General features: G+C 49.5%; 16 protein-coding genes, 1 pseudogene and 1 riboswitch. Of the genes and pseudogenes, 16 read left to right on the top strand and 1 reads right to left on the bottom strand.

Annotated elements, in window-relative coordinates; translation table 11 throughout:
• The 14 genes and pseudogenes from ACLTD4_RS10235 to ACLTD4_RS10170 form a co-directional block, all read left to right on the top strand.
• A partial coding sequence (locus ACLTD4_RS10235) for a 4Fe-4S dicluster domain-containing protein (RefSeq protein ID WP_412331294.1) occupies positions 1–292 on the top strand: 292 nt, incomplete at its 5' end.
• 51 nt (positions 293–343) lie between these two features.
• Positions 344–1,836: pseudogene (pap, locus tag ACLTD4_RS10230) on the top strand (polyphosphate:AMP phosphotransferase).
• A 371-nt stretch (positions 1,837–2,207) separates the two neighbouring features.
• Complete coding sequence (locus ACLTD4_RS10225; protein ID WP_117623334.1) at positions 2,208–3,461, top strand: NAD(P)/FAD-dependent oxidoreductase; 1,254 nt, start codon at positions 2,208–2,210, stop codon at positions 3,459–3,461.
• A 78-nt stretch (positions 3,462–3,539) separates the two neighbouring features.
• Positions 3,540–4,217, top strand: coding sequence for a (d)CMP kinase (gene cmk / locus ACLTD4_RS10220; protein WP_412331293.1), 678 nt, complete (start codon positions 3,540–3,542; stop codon positions 4,215–4,217).
• A gap of 17 nt (positions 4,218–4,234) precedes the next feature.
• The gene (gene ispH / locus ACLTD4_RS10215; protein WP_002600373.1) at positions 4,235–5,086 is read left to right on the top strand and encodes a 4-hydroxy-3-methylbut-2-enyl diphosphate reductase; all 852 of its coding nucleotides are present in this window, start codon (positions 4,235–4,237) and stop codon (positions 5,084–5,086) included.
• Positions 5,067–6,170, top strand: a complete 1,104-nt coding sequence (rpsA, locus tag ACLTD4_RS10210) for a 30S ribosomal protein S1 (protein ID WP_002600372.1) — start codon at positions 5,067–5,069, stop codon at positions 6,168–6,170. The genes ispH and rpsA overlap by 20 nt, the downstream gene beginning before the upstream one ends.
• Positions 6,171–6,637: 467 nt before the next feature.
• A complete protein-coding gene (locus tag ACLTD4_RS10205) occupies positions 6,638–7,759 on the top strand; it encodes an Rpn family recombination-promoting nuclease/putative transposase (RefSeq protein ID WP_243008380.1) in 1,122 nt (373 codons plus the stop codon).
• Positions 7,760–7,860: 101 nt separating this feature from the next.
• The gene (locus ACLTD4_RS10200) at positions 7,861–8,691 is read left to right on the top strand and encodes an AraC family transcriptional regulator (RefSeq protein ID WP_117623335.1); all 831 of its coding nucleotides are present in this window, start codon (positions 7,861–7,863) and stop codon (positions 8,689–8,691) included.
• 87 nt (positions 8,692–8,778) lie between these two features.
• On the top strand, positions 8,779–10,302 hold the full coding sequence (gene xylB, locus ACLTD4_RS10195) for a xylulokinase (RefSeq protein ID WP_055655462.1): 1,524 nt from the start codon (positions 8,779–8,781) through the stop codon (positions 10,300–10,302).
• Between the two features lie 21 nt (positions 10,303–10,323).
• Positions 10,324–10,959, top strand: coding sequence for a DUF4867 family protein (locus ACLTD4_RS10190; protein ID WP_055655460.1), 636 nt, complete (start codon positions 10,324–10,326; stop codon positions 10,957–10,959).
• A 47-nt stretch (positions 10,960–11,006) separates the two neighbouring features.
• Positions 11,007–12,485 carry an L-fucose/L-arabinose isomerase family protein gene (locus tag ACLTD4_RS10185; protein WP_025530515.1) on the top strand — a complete coding sequence of 493 codons (1,479 nt, stop codon included), beginning with the start codon at positions 11,007–11,009 and terminating at the stop codon, positions 12,483–12,485.
• Between the two features lie 337 nt (positions 12,486–12,822).
• Positions 12,823–13,731, top strand: coding sequence for an aldose 1-epimerase (locus tag ACLTD4_RS10180; protein ID WP_117623336.1), 909 nt, complete (start codon positions 12,823–12,825; stop codon positions 13,729–13,731).
• Positions 13,732–13,825: 94 nt separating this feature from the next.
• A complete protein-coding gene (locus tag ACLTD4_RS10175) occupies positions 13,826–14,821 on the top strand; it encodes a DUF4846 domain-containing protein (protein WP_243008378.1) in 996 nt (331 codons plus the stop codon).
• 97 nt (positions 14,822–14,918) lie between these two features.
• The gene (locus tag ACLTD4_RS10170; protein WP_055655456.1) at positions 14,919–16,319 is read left to right on the top strand and encodes an immunoglobulin-like domain-containing protein; all 1,401 of its coding nucleotides are present in this window, start codon (positions 14,919–14,921) and stop codon (positions 16,317–16,319) included.
• A 94-nt stretch (positions 16,320–16,413) separates the two neighbouring features.
• Here the strand turns inward: ACLTD4_RS10170 and ACLTD4_RS10165 are convergent, their stop codons facing one another.
• Entirely contained in the window at positions 16,414–17,046 is a 633-nt protein-coding gene (locus tag ACLTD4_RS10165) for an ECF transporter S component (RefSeq protein WP_117623337.1), read from the bottom strand.
• Between the two features lie 187 nt (positions 17,047–17,233).
• Positions 17,234–17,354, bottom strand: a riboswitch (FMN riboswitch).
• Between the two features lie 166 nt (positions 17,355–17,520).
• On the opposite strand from ACLTD4_RS10165, the gene ACLTD4_RS10160 reads away from it, so the two are divergent.
• Positions 17,521–18,369 carry an RNA polymerase sigma factor gene (locus ACLTD4_RS10160; protein ID WP_117623374.1) on the top strand — a complete coding sequence of 283 codons (849 nt, stop codon included), beginning with the start codon at positions 17,521–17,523 and terminating at the stop codon, positions 18,367–18,369.
• An 11-nt stretch (positions 18,370–18,380) separates the two neighbouring features.
• Positions 18,381–18,779, top strand: a complete 399-nt coding sequence (locus ACLTD4_RS10155) for a DUF2461 family protein (protein ID WP_117623338.1) — start codon at positions 18,381–18,383, stop codon at positions 18,777–18,779.
• The last annotated feature ends 3 nt before the right edge of the window (positions 18,780–18,782 follow it).

Here is an 18,782-nt window from a genome sequence, read left to right as displayed (position 1 = left end):
GGTGGTAAAAGAGGCAAAGCGCGTCTTTGTTTCCATGGCTTTGGTGGGATGTACCGGATGCAAATACTGTATGCCATGTCCATTTGGCCTGGATATCCCGAAGATATTCTCGCTGTACAATATGACTGCGGCGCACAGGGAGGAAGAGGCCAGGGCGGAGTACGAGACTCTGGATAAGAATGCGGGCGACTGCCGCTCCTGCCACCGCTGCGAGAAGGAGTGTCCGCAGATGATCAAGGTAAGCGAGGTCATGAAGGAAGTTGCAAAGGTGTTTGAAAAGAAAGAAGCCTGATTGGCAGGAAAACAGGCTTTCACGGAAGAATGATTGAAGGAGGAACGGGTTATGCTGGAAAAAATTGATTTATCGAAGAAAATGGATAAAGATACGTACAAGCAGGTCATCGGAGAACAGAGCGAAAGACTGGGCCTTTTGCAGCGGGAACTGAGAACGGCGGGGATCCCTGTCATGATCGTGTTTGAAGGCATGGGTGCGGCCGGAAAAGGAACGCAGATTAACCGGCTGATTCAGGCGATGGATCCCAGAGGATTCGAGGTCTTGCCAACAGCAAGGCCACCGAGGAAGAACAGCTTCGCCCGTTCCTGTGGAGATTCTGGACCAAGACACCGGCCGACGGCCGGATCGCCATCTTCGACCGGAGCTGGTACCGTCAGGTGACGATCGAACGGTTCGACGGACAGATCAAGGAGAAGAATCTGCCGGAGGCCTTTCAGGATATTTTATCCTTTGAGCGCCAGCTGGATGACGGCGGAATGGTGATTATCAAGCTGTTCCTCTATATTTCCCAGGAAGAGCAGAAGAAACGCTTCAAGAAGCTGGAGGACTCCAAGGAGACGTCCTGGCGTGTGACAAAGGATGACTGGCGGAGGAACAAGGAGTATGACCGTTATCTGGAGATCAACGAGGAGATGCTTCAGAAGACCGATACGGAGCGTGCGCCGTGGTCCATCATCGAGGCGACGGACAAGGATTACGCCGCCGCCAAGATCATGACCCTTGTGGCGGATCGCTTCGAGGCGGCCTTGAGAGAGAAAGCGGCTCCGAAGCCGGAAGTGTCGGAGAAACCTCCGGTGAAGGAAGAGAGGTATCAAAACGGCGTGCTCTCCGGTGTGGATCTGACGAAGACGCTGACCAAGGAAGAGTACAAAAAAGAGATCGATCGGCTCCAGAAGCGCCTGGAGTTTCTGCACAGCGAGATTTACCGCCTGAGAATTCCTGTGGTTTTAGGATTTGAGGGCTGGGACGCAGGCGGAAAGGGCGGCGCTATCAAACGGCTCACCAGCCATTTGGATCCACGCGGATACCGTGTGAACCCGACCGCCTCCCCCAATGATATCGAGAAGGTGCACCATTATCTGTGGCGGTTCTGGAACAACGTTCCGAAGGCGGGCCATATCGCCGTCTTCGACCGGACGTGGTACGGCCGCGTCATGGTGGAACGGATCGAGGGCTTCTGTTCGGAGGCGGACTGGAAGCGGGCCTATCAGGAAATCAACGAGATGGAGGCCCACATGGCCAATGCCGGAGCCGTGGTCATCAAGTTCTGGCTCCATATTGACAAGGACGAGCAGGAACGCCGATTCAAGGAACGCCAGCAGAACCCGGCGAAAGAGTGGAAGATTACGGACGAGGACTGGAGAAACCGGGAAAAATGGGACCAGTACGAGACCGCTGTCAACGAGATGCTGGTGCGCACCTCCACAACGTACGCGCCGTGGGTTGTCGTGGAAGGCAACTGCAAATATTATGCCCGCGTGAAGGTCTTAAGGACTGTGGTCGATGCCCTGGAGGAGCGGGTAAAGGCGTGCGGCAAATAGCCGCAGATTACAGGGCGTATACTATAACGTCAGCAGTTACAGTTCCTCCTGCCAAGTACCGCAGTCCGGATCGGCCGGGCCGGCTCAGTCTTTCCAGTTCCGGTTTCGGGCATAAAGTTCTAAATGCAGAATTTTCTAAAAGCCGGAAATGCCCAAACTCGCTGTCGCTCAAACAGGTGACATTTCCCTGAACGAAAAATTTTGCGCATTAAGAACTTTAATCCCTGCAAAGTCTGGGAAAGACTGAGGAGACCGGCCAGCCGATCCGATGCAGGATATGGCTGTCAGCAGTCATAATCCTGTGAAATAAAAGGGAACACTTGTGTTTTCCTGTCTTTTAGTGTAAATTAATAGGGAGCAGGAGGCAGGAAATGAAAACAGTAATCATTGTGGGCGGTGGCGCCGCGGGGATGCTGGCAGGCATTGCAGCAGCCAGGAATGGCGGCACCGTCCATATTTTTGAGAAGAATGAAAAGCTGGGGAAAAAGGTCTTTATCACGGGCAAAGGGCGCTGTAACGTGACCAATGCCTGCGACACCGAGGATTTGTTCCGGAATGTGGTGACAAATTCCAAATTCCTTTACAGCAGTTTTTATGGATTTAATAATTTTGATATGATGGCACTTCTGGAGGAGGCGGGCTGTCCGCTGAAGACCGAGAGGGGAAACCGGGTATTTCCGGTGTCCGACAAGTCTTCGGACGTGATTAAGGCGCTGTCCGGAATGCTTGGGAGACTGGGAGCGGAGGTTCACCTTCACTCGGAGGTAAAGGAGCTTCTTCTGGAAGACGGCCGGTGCCGCGGGATTCTCCTGAAAAAGGGCGGCGCGGAGACGAAGGTGTACGGAGATGCGGTAATTGTGGCCTGCGGCGGCCTGTCGTATCCGACTACAGGCTCCACAGGGGACGGATACCGGTTTGCCGGAGCGGCCGGGCACACAGTGACGGAGCTTTCACCGGCCCTGGTGCCGTTTGTGGTGAAGGAACCGGTGGTGAAGGAGCTGCAGGGCCTTTCATTAAAGAACATTGAGGCCACGGTGATGCGCGGCAAAAAGGTAATCTACCGGGAGTTCGGGGAGATGCTTTTCACCCATTACGGAGTCAGCGGACCGGTGCTCTTAAGCGCCAGCAGCTACGCCGTGAAGGAATTGAAGAAAGGACCGCTTTCTCTCGTCATCGACTTAAAACCGGCGCTGTCGGAGGAACAGCTGGATGCACGGCTTCTCCGTGAATTTGAGGGGACTTTAAACAAGCAGTTTAAGAATGCGCTGGTTCATTTATTCCCATCCAAGCTGGTTCCGGTCATGGTGGAACGGAGCGGGATTTCTCCGGAAAAGAAGGTGAATGAGATCACCAGGGAAGAACGGAAACAGATAATCCAGGCGACGAAATCATTTACCGTGACGATTACGGGGCTTCGCGATTACAACGAGGCCATCATTACGCAGGGCGGCGTATCTGTGAAAGAGGTGAATCCCTCTACCATGGAGTCGAAGCTGGTTTCCGGGCTTTACTTTGCCGGGGAGGTGCTCGATTTGGATGCGGTGACAGGAGGCTTTAACCTCCAGATCGCCTGGTCCACCGCCTGGACGGCCGGAAGCGAGGCTGCCGGACCGGATCTTGAATGACTGGAAATCAGACGTGCGCCTGCGCGGCAGAAGAGACAGAACGGGGGCGCGTCCCCAAAGATTAAAGGAGAGTCAAGGATGTCAAAGATTTATAACATTGCAATAGACGACCCGGCAGGGGCAGGCAAGAGTACCATCGCAAAGGCTGTTTCTGCGAAACTCGGCTTCGTCTATGTGGACACCGGAGCCATGTACCGGGCCATGGCGCTGTATTTTTTACGAAAAGGAATCGGACCGGACGAGGAAGCCGTGATTTCGGAGGCGGTAAAAGAGGTGGGCGTCACCATTTCCTATGAGAACGGCGCCCAGCAGGTGATATTAAACGGAGAAAATGTGTCCGGTCTGATCCGGACGGAGGAGGTCAGCCAGATGGCCTCTGCCTCCTCCATATACTTACCAGTCCGCGAGAAGCTGGTGGAGCTGCAGAAGGAACTGGCCAGAAATGAGAATGTCATCATGGACGGCAGGGACATCGGAACGTGCGTGCTCCCGGAAGCGGATTTAAAGATTTATCTGACAGCGAGCACGGCGGTGCGGGCAAAACGCCGCTACGACGAGCTGACTGAAAAGGGCGAGCCGTGTAGCCTGGAGGAAATCGAAAAGGAGATTGAGGAGAGAGATTACCGCGATATGCACAGAGAAAACTCTCCGCTGAAGCAGGCAGAGGATGCGGTTCTGGTCGATACCTCCGGTCTGACCATCGACGAGGTGATCGGCGAGATACTCCGGCTGGCGGCAGAAAAAGGGATTGGCTAGTGAGGAGACAAAACGTTATGGAAGTGATTGTTGCTAAGACCGCGGGCTTCTGTTTCGGCGTCAAACGCGCCGTGGACAAGGTATATGAACAGATAGAGCACGCCGGAAAACCGATTTATACCTACGGTCCGATCATCCACAACGAAGAAGTGGTAAAGGATTTTGAGGAAAAGGGCGTACGGGTCATCGAGTCAGAGGAGGAGCTTAAGGCACTCCGCGACGGAATCGTCATCATACGATCCCACGGTGTGGGAAAGCATGTTTACGATATCCTGGAAGAAAATGGCATCGAGATTGTGGACGCCACCTGCCCGTTTGTGAAGAAGATTCATAAGATCGCACAGGAACAGAATCAGGCGGGAAGACGCCTGATCATCATTGGAAATGAATCGCATCCGGAGGTGCAGGGTATTAAAGGCTGGGGAAATGATAATACTTTAGTGGTGGAAACACCCGACCAAGTGGACAATTTGCCGTTTTCAGAGGGTGAAAAGCTGTGTATCGTGTCCCAGACGACATTTAATTACAAGAAATTTCAAGATTTAGTTGAAAAATTTTCTAAAACGCGTTATGATATACTTGTTTTAAATACGATTTGCAATGCAACACAGGAGAGACAGGTGGAAGCAAGACGGATAGCTTCAGAAGTGGACGCCATGATCGTGGTTGGTGGGAAGACGAGTTCCAATACCCAGAAGCTGTACGAGATATGCCAAAAGGAATGTAAGAACACTTACTATATCCAGACACTAGGTGATTTAGATCCTGAATGTATAAGTTCTGTGCGCAGCGTAGGTATTACAGCCGGGGCTTCAACCCCGAATCATATTATCGAGGAGGTTCATACTAATGTCAGAGTTAAGTTTTGAACAAATGTTAGAGGAATCATTAAAAACAATACGTACAGGAGAGATCGTCACAGGTAAAGTCATCGACGTCAAAGAAGATGAAATCGTCTTGAATATAGGTTTTAAATCCGACGGCATCATCCCGCGTAATGAGTACACGGATGACCAGAATTTAGATCTCGCAACTGTTGTATCTGTTGGTGATGAGATGGAAGCGAAAGTCGTTAAGGTAAACGATGGCGAAGGCCAGGTTGCGTTATCTTACAAGAGACTGGCAGCTGACAGAGGAAACAAGAGATTAGAAGAAGCGTTTGAGAACCATGAGGTTCTTACCGCAAAGGTAGCTGCTGTTCTGGACGGCGGTTTAAGCGTAGTAGTTGAAGGGGCGAGAGTCTTTATTCCGGCAAGCCTGGTATCCGACACATATGAGAAGGATTTATCCAAGTATGCAGACCAGGAGATCGAATTCGTAATTACCGAATTCAATCCGAAGAGAAGAAGAATTATCGGTGACAGAAAGCAGCTTATGGTTGCCAAGAGAGCCGAGATGCAGAAAGAATTATTTGAGAGAATCCATCCGGGAGATGTCGTAGAAGGAACGATTAAGAACGTAACCGATTTCGGTGCATTCATCGACCTTGGCGGCGCAGATGGTTTACTTCATATTTCCGAGATGAGCTGGGGAAGAGTTGAGAGCCCGAAGAAGGTTTTCAAAGCCGGCGAGAAGATGAGAGTCTTAATCAAGGATATCAATGGTGATAAGATCGCATTAAGCTTAAAGTTCCCGGAGACCAATCCGTGGAAGGATGCCGCTGTGAAGTACGCAGCAGGCAATATTGTAACCGGCAGAGTTGCACGTATGACTGATTTCGGCGCATTCGTTGAGCTGGAACCAGGTGTAGATGCATTGCTTCATGTATCTCAGATTTCCAGGGATCATGTAGATAAGCCATCAGACGTATTATCCATCGGTCAGGAGATCGAGGCTAAGGTTGTTGACTTCAATGAAGACGACAGAAAGATCAGCCTGAGCATGAAGGCTCTTCAGATGCAGGATATGTCTCAGATGGATGAAGATGCACCGGTTTATTCTGACGAGGAATAATTTTTGAGTTATAGATATGCAAAAGCTACGCCGCCCCATGGGATCACTTTCTGATCCTGTGCGGGCGGTTTTTGTGTTTTATGCGCTTTGCGAGGACCGTACTCCGCGCCAGGGGAGAGTGGCTGCTGTAGAAAACGCGCTCCGGTGCGAAAGTCCGGCAAGGCAGACTCTTTGCACTGTGAATTTTTGCAGAAACTTTTGCGGACACTAATTAAATGGGTAATCGGAGGTTTAGTGAAAAAAATAATCTTATAAATAGTAAAATATACTTGAAAATATAGTAAATATCAGGTATAATAAACTCATTCAGGCAGATATCTTCTGCTGAACTTTAGACACATTTCTATGTAATTCTAATCGGTATTTGGATTGTCGGAAAATGGTTATTTAGAACCGTGATTTGCAGAACCGTTCATGGCTGTATCGGCCGCAAGCTCAGAGGCAGGAATCTAAGGAGGAAAGTGCATATGGCACAGGTGAAACCACAACAGGTATTAGAAAGTCAAAAAAAGCAAGGAGGATTAAAGGGATGGGAGGCACAGAACGCACAGACCGGAAAGCCATTATTCCCGCTGATGACAAGAAGCAGAGAACAGGTATTGGATATGCTGAAAACCAATCCGGATATATGGCATAAGTTTCAACTCCTGACGAATGAATTTCAGGAGGAGCTGATCGGGTTTTCCATGGGAAGCAGCGGACTGAAAATCAGTTATGATCCCTTTTTTAAACTGGTTTTTGATCCGGATGTACACAATGACCGCTTATCCATGATGCTTTCCTGCATTATGAAGCAGAAGGTGGCGGTAAAACGGGTGTTATCCCCGGAATCTAACCGGATTACGGCGGAAGGCTCTCTGCTGATTATGGATGTCCTGGCAGAACTTGAGAGCGGAGAATTGGTGAACATTGAAATTCAGCGTATTGGCTACGCATTTCCGGGAGAGCGGGCCGCCTGCTATTCTTCTGATCTGATACTCCGGCAGTATAGTCGGATAAAAGGCAGGAAAGAGAATGGGTCTACATATAAGAAGCTTCAGAATGTGTATACCATTGTCCTGATTGAGAACAGCAGCGCGGATTTTCACAAAATAGCTGGACAGTATATTCACCGCTCCAGCCAGGTGTTTGATACGGGGCTGCAACTGGATTTACTGCAGAAATATATTTTTGTGGCTCTTGATGTTTTCCGGGAAATCACTTACAATTTAAATGAGGAAATAGAGGCATGGCTGCTCTTCTTAAGTTCTGACAGGCCGGAGGATATCATGAGAATTATAGAGAGATACCCGGATTTCCGCGAAATTTACGAAGAGATAGCTCAATTTCAGGTAAAACCAGAGGAGTTGGTGGGTATGTATTCGAAAGCATTGGAGATTCTGGATAGAAATACAGTGCAGTATATGATTGAGGAACAGAAGCAGGAGATAGAGGAACAGCAGCAGGAGATAGAGGAACAGCAGCGGGAGATAGAGGAACAGCAGCGGGAGATAGAGGAACAGCAGCGGGAGATAGAGGAACGTAAACGGGAGATAGAGGAGCAGCAGAAGGAAATCGAACGTTTGAAAAAACTTTTGGAACAAAGATAACAGGTAACCCGGAAAGGCAGGCCAATGGATACAGTGGATGGCCTGTTTTTCTATCAGAGTCAGTTGCAGAGACTGTCTTAAGAATGTTAAGAGGAGAAGAGATGGATTCCAGCCATGAGATGATTATACCGAATGATAATTTGCCGTTTAAGCTGTTTCTCTTTGAGGGCGGAGAGGGGAAGTATAAGAGGGCCAGTCACTGGCATCGGTCGATTGAGATTTTTCTTGTTATGGAGGGGAAGATCGATTTTTATCTGGGGGAGAACCATTTTCCAATTGGTGAGAAGGACTTTATTATAGTGAATTCCAATGAAGTGCACGCGATCGACGCGCCGCTTCCAAACCGGACCCTGGTACTGCAGATTCCTGTGCAGACATTTGAGGTTTACTTGCAGGAGCAGCCGTATCTGTCATTTTCCAGGAGATCGGGGGAGCAGAATGGGAAGCTGATGGGTCTTGTGATGGAGATGTACCGGACGTATGAGAGGAAAACGTATGCCTGGGAGCTGAAGGTCAACGGGCTGTTTGAATTTGTCAAGTATCTGCTTCTGACGGAGTTCAAGGATCAGGCTCAGGCTCCGGATATTATCAGGCAGAAGATCCATTTGGAGAAGCTGTCGGAGATTACAGAGTATATGAAAAATCATTACGACGAGGCACTGTCCTTAGAAAAGGTGGCGGACCGCTTTGGTTTTTCCCCTACGTATTTATCCAGAATATTTAAGAGGTATGCCAATATCAGCTACCGCGATTATCTGCAGGATTTGAGGGTGGAGTACGCGGTGAAGGAGATGGTGCATTCAGCCCATGAGCTGGGGGATATTGCCGTGAATCACGGATTCTCGGACAGCAGGGCGTTTGCGAAGGCGTTTGCGAAACGTTACGGCTGTCTGCCCAGTGAATATAGGAAAAGGGCAAGAAAGTGCTATTAGGTGGTCAAGTTCCTGCTCACGTAATCTGACGGAAAACGGTATAATAAAACTATGGCAAATTGCGTGAAACAGGTAAGGAGGCAGCAAATGGAATATTTAATTGGTATTGATGTGGGGACATCGGCGACGAAGACCGTGCTGTTCGATAAAAAAGGCAATATAATTGCATCGGCTTCGAGGGAGTATCCGCTGTATCAGCCGCATAACGGCTGGGCGGAGCAGAAACCCGAGGATTGGCGGGACGCGGTGATTGCTACCGTGGAAGACGTGGTGAAAAAGGCAGGCGCAGGAAAGGACGAGGTAAAGGGAATTGGTATTTCCGGTCAGATGCACGGACTTGTCATGCTCGATGAAGCTGGGAATGTGATCCGCCCTTCCATTATCTGGTGTGACCAGAGAACCGGAGAAGAAGTGGAAGAGATGCTGGAGATCATGCCCCGGGAACGATGGATTGAGATTACGGCCAATCCGCCTCTGACAGGCTGGACGGCGGCGAAGATCTTATGGGTGAGAAATCACGAGCCGGAGAATTATGAGCGATGCAGGCATATTCTGCTTCCAAAGGACTATATCCGTTACATATTAACTGGTGTGTTTGCGACTGAAGTGTCGGATGCCAGTGGGATGCAGCTTCTCGATGTGCCAAACCGCTGCTGGTCGGATGAGGTGCTGGAGAAATTGAACATTGATAAGGCTCTTCTCGGCAAAGTCTATGAGTCCTGCGAGGTTACGGGAACGATTCTGCCGGATATTGCGGACAAGACGGGACTTTCCACAGAGACAAAGGTGGTGGGCGGCGCCGGTGACAATGCGGCTGCGGCAGTCGGTACCGGAGTCGTAAAGGACGGAACGGCATTTACGACGATCGGAACCTCCGGGGTCGTGTTTGCACACAGCAGCCAGGTAACGATCGACCCAAAGGGACGCGTGCATACGTGCTGCGCGGCAGTGCCAGGAACGTGGCATGTCATGGGCGTGACGCAGGCGGCCGGACTTTCTTTAAAATGGTTTAAGGATAATTTCTGTCAGGACTATGTGGAAGAGGCTGCGAGACAGGACGTGGACGTCTATGACCTGATCAATCGTGATATTGCAAATATCCCGGCTGGCAGTGATAAGCTGATTTATCTTCCCTATTTGATGGGGGAGAGAACGCCCCATCTGGATCCGGACTGCCGCGGCGTGTTTTTTGGACTTTCTGCGATTCATACGAAGGCTCATATGCTGCGTGCTGTCATGGAAGGTGTTTCCTACTCTCTCTCTGACTGCAATGACATATTAAAGGAGATGGGCATCGATGTTGACAGTATGATGGCCTGCGGCGGAGGCGGCAAGAGCCCTGTGTGGAGACAGATGCTGGCAGATTTATATGACTGCAGTGTGAATACGGTAAGACAGACGGAAGGTCCGGCACTCGGCGTGGCGATTCTGGCCGGAGTCGGATGCGGTATCTACGAAAGCGTGGAGGAGGCCTGCGACGAACTGATTTCTGAGGCACAGAGCACCGGAGCGGATTCGAGTGTGGTTGGCAAATATAAGGCGTACCATGAACTCTATAAAGAGCTTTATGGGAATTTGAAAAACAGCTATAAGAAGCTTGCTGCTTTATAGGAGAAGAGGAGGAATACTTAAATGGGAATGCAGATCAAAGACATTTCAGACAAAGCGTTTTCTGCCTATGGAAAGGTGATTACCGGTCTTGATGTAACCGGTATATTAAAAGAGATGGAACATACACCTCTCCCGGACGATGTTATCTACGTACCATCCGTTCCGGAGCTGGAGGCGCTGCCTGAGGCTTTAGTCATTCAGAATAATGTGTACGGGGAGCTTCCGATTCAGATCGGCTACTGCAACGGTCACAATACGAAGTTAAACGCGGTAGAATACCACAGAAACTCTGAGATCAACATTGCGGTGACGGATCTCGTCCTGATCATCGGAAAACAGCAGGATATCGGGGCAGATTACACGTACGACACATCTCTGATGGAGGCCTTCCTGGTACCGGCGGGAACGGTAATCGAAGTCTACGGCACCACGCTTCACTACGCGCCCTGCCACGTAGAAGACGGAGGCTTCCGGTGTGTGGTTGTCCTTCCAAAGGGAACCAACACGGATATGGAGCCGCTGGAGATTAAGAATAAAGAGGACGAATTACTCTTTGCAAGAAACAAATGGCTGATCGGCCACGAGGAGGGCGGCCTTCCGGGAAATGCCTTTATTGGCTTAAAGGGTGAAAACCTGCACGTAGGCAATGAGCAGTGAAGCAGCAGGCAGAACAATAAATAGAAAGAATCAGGAGGAAAATACATATGAACAACATACCAGAAGTAAAAGTAGGAATTGTGGCGGTCAGCAGAGACTGTTTCCCGGAATCATTATCTGTCAACAGAAGAAAGGCTCTTGTGGAGGCGTATGCTGCCAAATATGATGCAAAGAACATCTATGAATGTCCGGTCTGCATCGTAGAGAGTGAGATTCACATGGTACAGGCGCTGGAGGATGTGAAGGCGGCAGGATGTAATGCACTGGTCGTTTATCTTGGCAACTTCGGACCGGAGATCTCCGAGACACTGCTCGCAAAACATTTCGACGGACCGAGCATGTTTATCGCGGCGGCAGAGGAGAGCGGCGACAACTTAACCCAGGGACGCGGTGACGCTTACTGCGGCATGTTAAACGCCAGCTATAACTTAAGACTGCGCAATATCAAGGCATACATTCCGGAATATCCGGTAGGAACCGCTTCAGAATGTGCGGACATGATCGAGGAATTCCTTCCGATCGCCAGAACGCTGGTTGGATTATCCAGCTTAAAGATTATAAGCTTTGGACCGCGTCCGTTAAATTTCCTGGCCTGCAATGCGCCGATTAAGCAGCTTTATAACCTGGGCGTGGAGATTGAAGAGAACTCCGAGCTGGATTTATTTGAAGCGTATAACAAGCATGCGGATGATCCGAGAATCGCCGATGTGATGAAAGATATGGAGAAAGAACTGGGCGAGGGCAACCTAAAGCCGGAGATTTTACCGAAACTGGCACAGTATGAGCTTACGCTGCTTGACTGGATCGAAGAGCACAGAGGCTACCGCAAATACGTTGCCATTGCAGGCAAATGCTGGCCGGCATTCCAGACACAGTTTGGTTTCGTTCCCTGCTATGTCAACAGCCGTCTGACTGGTATGGGTATCCCGGTATCCTGCGAAGTAGATATTTACGGCGCGCTGAGCGAGTTTATCGGAACCTGCGTGAGCCAGGATGCGGTAACACTTCTGGATATCAACAATACGGTGCCGGATGACATGTACGACGGCGATATCAAGGGCAAATACGACTATACACACAGGGATACCTTTATGGGATTCCATTGCGGCAATACATGTTCCAGAAAGCTTTCCGCATGTTCCATGAAGTATCAGATGATCATGGCAAGAGCGCTTCCTGAGGAAGTAACACAGGGTACTCTGGAGGGAGATATTCTTCCAGGCGACATCACATTCTTCCGTTTACAGAGTACGGCAGATTGTCAGCTTCGCGCCTACGTTGCACAGGGCGAGGTTCTTCCGGTTGCGACACGTTCCTTCGGTTCCATCGGAATCTTCGCAATCCCGGAGATGGGCAGATTCTACCGTCACGTTTTGATCGAGAAGAACTATCCACACCACGGAGCAGTCGCGTTCGGCCATTTCGGAAAGGCATTATTTGAAGTATTCAAATATCTGGGCGTGGAAGATATCGGATTCAACCAGCCGAAGGGGATGCTCTATCCGTCTGAAAATCCATTTGCATAAGACGGGGATCGCTGCATAAGCGTGTTATGATTTGAACGGCAGCCTGGCCTGGGCATTCTGCGTTTTCCGGCCTCAGAAAATAAGGTTATAATAAAGTGAAAAGCACATAGAGAGTAAATGATGACAGCAGGAGGATTACGCGGTGATTACCGCGTGATCTGTCCGGCTGTTTTTTGTGTAATAGAGGTGCAATGAGATTTGGTAAGGCGGGATCTGCGGATTCTGGAAAGCCAGGGATTTTCTGAGAAAAGAAATGACCAGAAAGGACGTGTGCGGTGGAAAAAAAGGACGGTTTGTGTTATACTAAAAAAAGCTGATTTGACTGGAGGAAGAGAAGATGAAAGTTGAGAAATCCGTTTGGAATGGAAAAGAAGGGTACCTTCTTCAGAATGAATCCATGGAAGTATTCGTGAATCCGGAGGATGGCATGAATATCTATCAGATGGATTGGGAAGGCCGCCAGATGATTGCCTGGGAAGAGGAACGCTATCAGAGAAAGGCGACGTACGGAGTACCGGTCCTCTATCCGACGCCTAACCGCTCGGAGGGTTTAAAGATTCAGGCCTTTGGAAGGCAGTATGATGCCAGGATGCATGGTCTGGTGAAGAATCTGCCCTTCGAGGTGAAGGCGGCGGAGGCAGATGGACAGACAGCCCTGGTGACTGGTGTTCTGTTGTGGAATGAGGCGCAGCCGGATTACCCGATGTTTCCATTCCCAAGTACATTAAGGATAACGGTCAAGGCGCTGCCTGACGAGGTGGTCTGGAGCTATGAGGTGGAAAACTGCGGAGAGAGAGAAATGTCCTATGGCATCGCGGTCCATCCGTATTTCAATAAGAGAGAACAGGAAGTGAAGATCACCGTTCCAGCCGCTTCTGTTATGGAAATGACGGAGGAGAAGATTCCTACCGGGAAGCTGATTCCGGCAGGAGAGACGGTACCGGATTTACGCACACCCGCGTTGGTGGACAGCCTTTCCCTGGATCACGTATATACGGACTGCCAGGCGGGAGCGCATGCGGAAATCTTCTATAACGACTGCAAGGTAAAACTGGAAGCCACAGAGGAATTTGGTCATATTGTCGTGTTTACTCCGAAGGCGCCGTTCTTCTGCATCGAAAACCAGTCCTGTTCGACCGATTGTTTTAACCTTTTTGCAAAAGGATTCGTCCGTGAATCCGGGCTTCAGACCGTGAAGGCAGGGGAGAAGAAGTCCGGTGCGATCCGGTTTGTATTCGAGAAATAGCGGCATGGCCCCTGACAATTTTCCGTGTAGTAATCGCGGGAGACTTATGCTACAATAAAAAAGAAGCGAAAGTCCCTGCCGGAGCGGGCAGTTCATGGTGCAGATGGAAAGGAAAAGTATGAGGGGAACCATCAGATATACGGTGATATGCGGCAGTTTAATATTGGCGGTTCTGTCGGCGGGATGCAAAACCGGGGGCCAGAGCGTTACCTATGCCGGTGAGCAGGTTCCTGCTGCGTCTGCACCGCAGAAAGAGGAGGAGATCATCTATCTGATCGGCGATGATGATGTGACGGATCAGGAGAAGTCATCGGAAAAGCGGGATTCTCTGATTAATCCGGAAGGAAAGACTCTGGAGGAACGCTTCTTTACACCGGAAGGCTATACGAGAATTCCCAAGGAAATGGGAAGCTTTCAGGGATATTTAAGGCGATATGCGATGAAACCGGATCAGAGCCCTGTCCTTCTCTACGACGGAAGTGAGAAACAAAATCAGAGCGCCCATGCGGCGGTATTTTCCATGCCAGTGTTTGATGGTGATCTGCAGCAGTGCGCCGACAGTATTATCCGCATCTACTCGGAGTATTTCTGGAAGATGGGGGACTACGATAAAATTGCGTTTCATTTAACCAATGGATTTTTAATGGATTATCCGGCCTGGAAATCAGGAAAGAGACTGGTGGTAGATGGAAATAAAACTTCCTGGGTTTCAAAATCCGGTTCCGACGATTCATATGAGACGTTTTTAAAATACTTAAGAACAGTGATGATCTACGCTGGTACACTCTCCTTAAACGAGGAGGCGGTTCCTGTAAATGTGAGCGATATCCAGGCGGGAGACATGTTTATAAAGGGCGGGAGTCCGGGACACTGCGTCATGGTGGCTGATGTGGCGCAGAACAGAGACGGCAGCCGCTGTTTTCTGCTGGCTCAGGGCTATATGCCGGCCCAGGAATTTCAGATCATAAAAAATCCCCTTCACGGGGACGATCCGTGGTACTATGCTGCGGAACTGAACTATCCTCTTGTGACGCCGGAATACGTATTTAACGAGGGGAGTCTGAAGCGCTGGTATGGATTTGGATATTAAAGAAATCGTCAGGTTATCGCAAAGAAATTCCTGTTCTCTTATGGTATGATAAAGAGAGAATGGGGAAATCAGATTGCGGCAGGCAGGGGGAATACGGATGGCAGGATATTTCCGAATGATTTTTACAATGCTGGTTCTGGCCGTTACTTTGGCTGGATGTACGAAGGAAACCGCCGAAAGGCCCACGGAACAGCCGGTGGAAGAACGGGAAGTGACGGTGGTATCCAACGGTATCAGTTACGTGCCTTTGGAGAACTGGACGAATAATTTGACAACAGAGACAGATAAAGATGGAAAGGAGCAGGAGGCGGCGTCCTGCGGCCTCTGGCTTACTCCGGAGAAGATCGTAAAGGAGACGGACGGAGAGTACCATATGCCGGAGGTTTTCTATGCGGATGACTTTAAGATAAAGGTCAAGGGGAATGGGGACAATCCCATTCATTACATCATTTACAGTATGGGGTTTGATACGGTGGACAGCGGAAAGGTGATGAACCCATCCGATATTCTCATCCCGGTAAATGGAAAAGACTATTACGTGCAGCTGGAATTTTCACAGGGAGATGAGAAGAATTACTCCCATTACCAGTACTTTTTCAAGGTGGTAAAGGGTGATCCGCTTCCACAGATCAGAGTGACTCAGGAGAGGAAGAGCAGGGAGATTCCCAGCGCATCCGGTGTGATCCTGTGGAATGAACCGGGAGATGACGGCGATACGGTCAGTACGGCGGCCTGCGGACCGGAGCCATTTACCGTGCTTGCAAAAGAGGAACGGGAGATTCCGTATCTGCCGCTGGGGCGGTGGATTACCATAGAACTGACCGGAGATAAGCAGCCGGACGAGGCGATCCTCTCCGATTATATCCTGAAAGAAGACGGGAGCCCCCGTTACGATGAAAAGTCAATCATAACAACGGAACTGGAGTATGACAACCACGAGATGAGGTTCTGTCTCACGCCCAATGTGAATGCGATGCTGAGCTCGGACATGTCTGCATATATGACAGGCGGCATACTGCGAGGGTTCAAGCTGGAGCTTGTCTGGGATGACGGAAGCCGGGCGGAATATGGCTTTCTTATTTCTACAGACGCCTCCTTTGTCGGAGAAGATCCTGCGGCTATGGAGGCGGACCGGCCGTTTAAGCCGGAAGCTGATTTGTTTCTGGATTTGAAACGGTCGGAGGAGGAGGCATTTGAAAAAAAGCTGGTTCTGGAGATAAATAACCAGTCCAGATCGCCGGTCCTGTTTGGAGATGAGATGAGGCTCATGAGAATTGACGGCATGGAGATGTCGGAAGTACCGGTGAATCCTGACGTGATCTGGAACAGCATTACCTATCAGGTGAGCTCCGGCTCCTATAAGGCGCTTACGGTGGACCTGGAACGCCTGTATGGAGAACTGGAGTCCGGCAGATATCGGATCATCAAGGGCGTGCGGCCGGTCGGCGGCAGCAGGAGAGAACTGTATGCGGATTTTATCGTGGGTCCCAGAGAATAAAGAGGTATCAGAGTGAAGAAAGCGCAGCATCCGATTATAGATGCTGCGCTTTCTTAAACAATCTTTTAGAATAGGATTCCTTTTACTGATGAAATTACGTGCGTGCCTGTGATCGCCTCTCAGATCTTCCGGCACTGTGGATAATGACGCTGATTCTCTTATATACGAGTGATGTAATCAGGGACACGGTAATTCCTTTAATAATATTGAACGGTCCGACACAGATGAGGGCGAAAGTCCATACATTGCTGATTGCCGGATTAATGGCGGCGCCTGCCTGGATAATCGTATCCAGCGGCATCAAATTCGAATAGAAAGGGATCAGGATATACACGTTTATGACAACACCGACTACAGCCATCATGACAGCGCCTGCGGCCATGCCAAGTACCGCGCTTTTCTTTGTCTTATGGAAGCGGTAGATAATGCCTGCCGGCAGAATCAGGGAACATCCGATCATCAGATTGGCAAATTCGCCTACAAATCCGGTGCTGGTTGGCTTTAAAACTAATTTAACCAGGATCTTGACAAGTTCCATTACGACGCCGGCAATCGGTCCTAGCGCAAACGTACCTACCAGAATCGGCACCTCGCTTAAATCGAGACCGTAGAAGCTGGGTGCGATAAATGGCAGCGGTATCTCGAAGATCATCAGAACACCGGCGAGCGCGCCGAACATGCCCATTAATACCACATTTTTTGTTGACAGCAGTTTGTTTTCTTTCATTGTTGTATCCTCCTGAAATTTGGTTTTGTAAGTTCATCTCTAAGAGGAATCATGCGGCTTCCTGCAGTTCTGATGATCGGCTGACAGAACAGAGAGTCCGGCTTGCGGAACTCAAAAAAACCCTGGATAATTGATCCAGGGCGTCATAATTCATATCAAACCGTGTCAGGCACTGCTGCCTGTCACACAATTTCTTCTCTCATCCAGACTATACTGTCGGTTCCGGAATTACACCAGATCAACCACTGTTACAGTGGGTCGCGGACTATACCGCCGGTGGGGAATCACACCCCGCCCCGAAGAACTTATATTTATTTGTAACTGTATAATATCACAGAAAACCAGCGCTTTCAAGAACTTTCTGTTTTATTTGAAGTTTTATGTCACAAATCTGATATTAAATTGTCTAATTGGATGCAGGAATAAGATATGCAGGAACCGTTATATGCAAAAAGCGAAAGAGAGGAAAAAGACATGAACGAAAAGGAACAAATGGAAACACAAAAGCTGGTAAGACTGGCAGCAGAGGGGGACAAAGGAGCTCTGGAGCAGCTTCTCACAGGGGTGCAGGATCTGGTTTTTAATCTCTCCCTGCGTATGTTGGGGACCATTCATGACGCGGAGGATGCGTCGCAGGAAATACTGATCCGGGTAATGACCAATCTGGCCTCCTTCCGTGGGGAGAGCGCTTTTACCACCTGGGTATTCCGCATTGCGGTCAATCATCTGAAAAACTATAGAAAGAGTATGTTTGCACAGCATCCGCTGAGCTTCGAATACTACGGCGAAGATATTGTGAGCGGAAAAGAAAAGGATATACCGGACTTAACGATGGGGGTGGACCGTAACCTGCTGGAGCAGGAATTAAAGCTCTCCTGTACGAACGTGATGCTTCAGTGCCTGGATACGGACAGCCGTTGTATTTACATACTCGGAACCATGTTTCATGTGGACAGCCGTCTGGCAGCCGAGATACTGGAGATTTCTCCGGAGGCCTACAGGCAGAGACTGTCCAGAATTAAGAAAAAGATGGCTGGTTTTCTGGATGAATACTGCGGCTTAAGCGGTAAAGGGGTCTGTTCCTGCAGTAAACGGATTTCCTATGCGATCGCGACTCACAGGGTGAATCCGGAGAAGCCGGAGTATACCAGTCTGGAGGAAAATACAGAGTTCCTTCAGGAGTGCAAGACGGCGATGGAAGAGATCGATGACCGGTCTCTGGTCTTTTCTTCCCTGCCAGCCTATCGGACGACAAGGGCAGCGCGACAGTATCTGGATGAATTTCTGAAATCGGACTGCTATTCTATGATTTCCAACGCATAGGAGGCGGTGTGATGAGAGAAAACTGTATCATGGACTTTTTAAAAGAACTTGAGCGGAACAATGACTTAAAATGGATGGCAGACCACAAGGCATTTAAGGAACAGGCGGCGGCAGAGTTTGAAGAGCTGCTTCAGATGGTGATGGAACGCCTGGCGGAAAAAGATCCGTCGGTGATTGGACTGGCACCAAAGAATCTTATATACCGTCTGAACCGGGATACGAGATTCAGGCGCGACAAATCCCCTTATCATGCAGCCCCGTTTAAGGACGCTGTGACAACGATCCGTGATTATATCTACGCCCATCCAATGATTACTTTAATGAAGCGGTCAGGGATTTCCATTACCCGGTTCGGGAAAATTGATACTAAAAATAAACGGAAATCCCGGATAATCATGACATACAGTTGACGT

The sequence above is a fragment of the Hungatella sp. genome (assembly GCF_046966825.1).
This window is presented reverse-complemented; position numbering and strand designations above follow the sequence as displayed.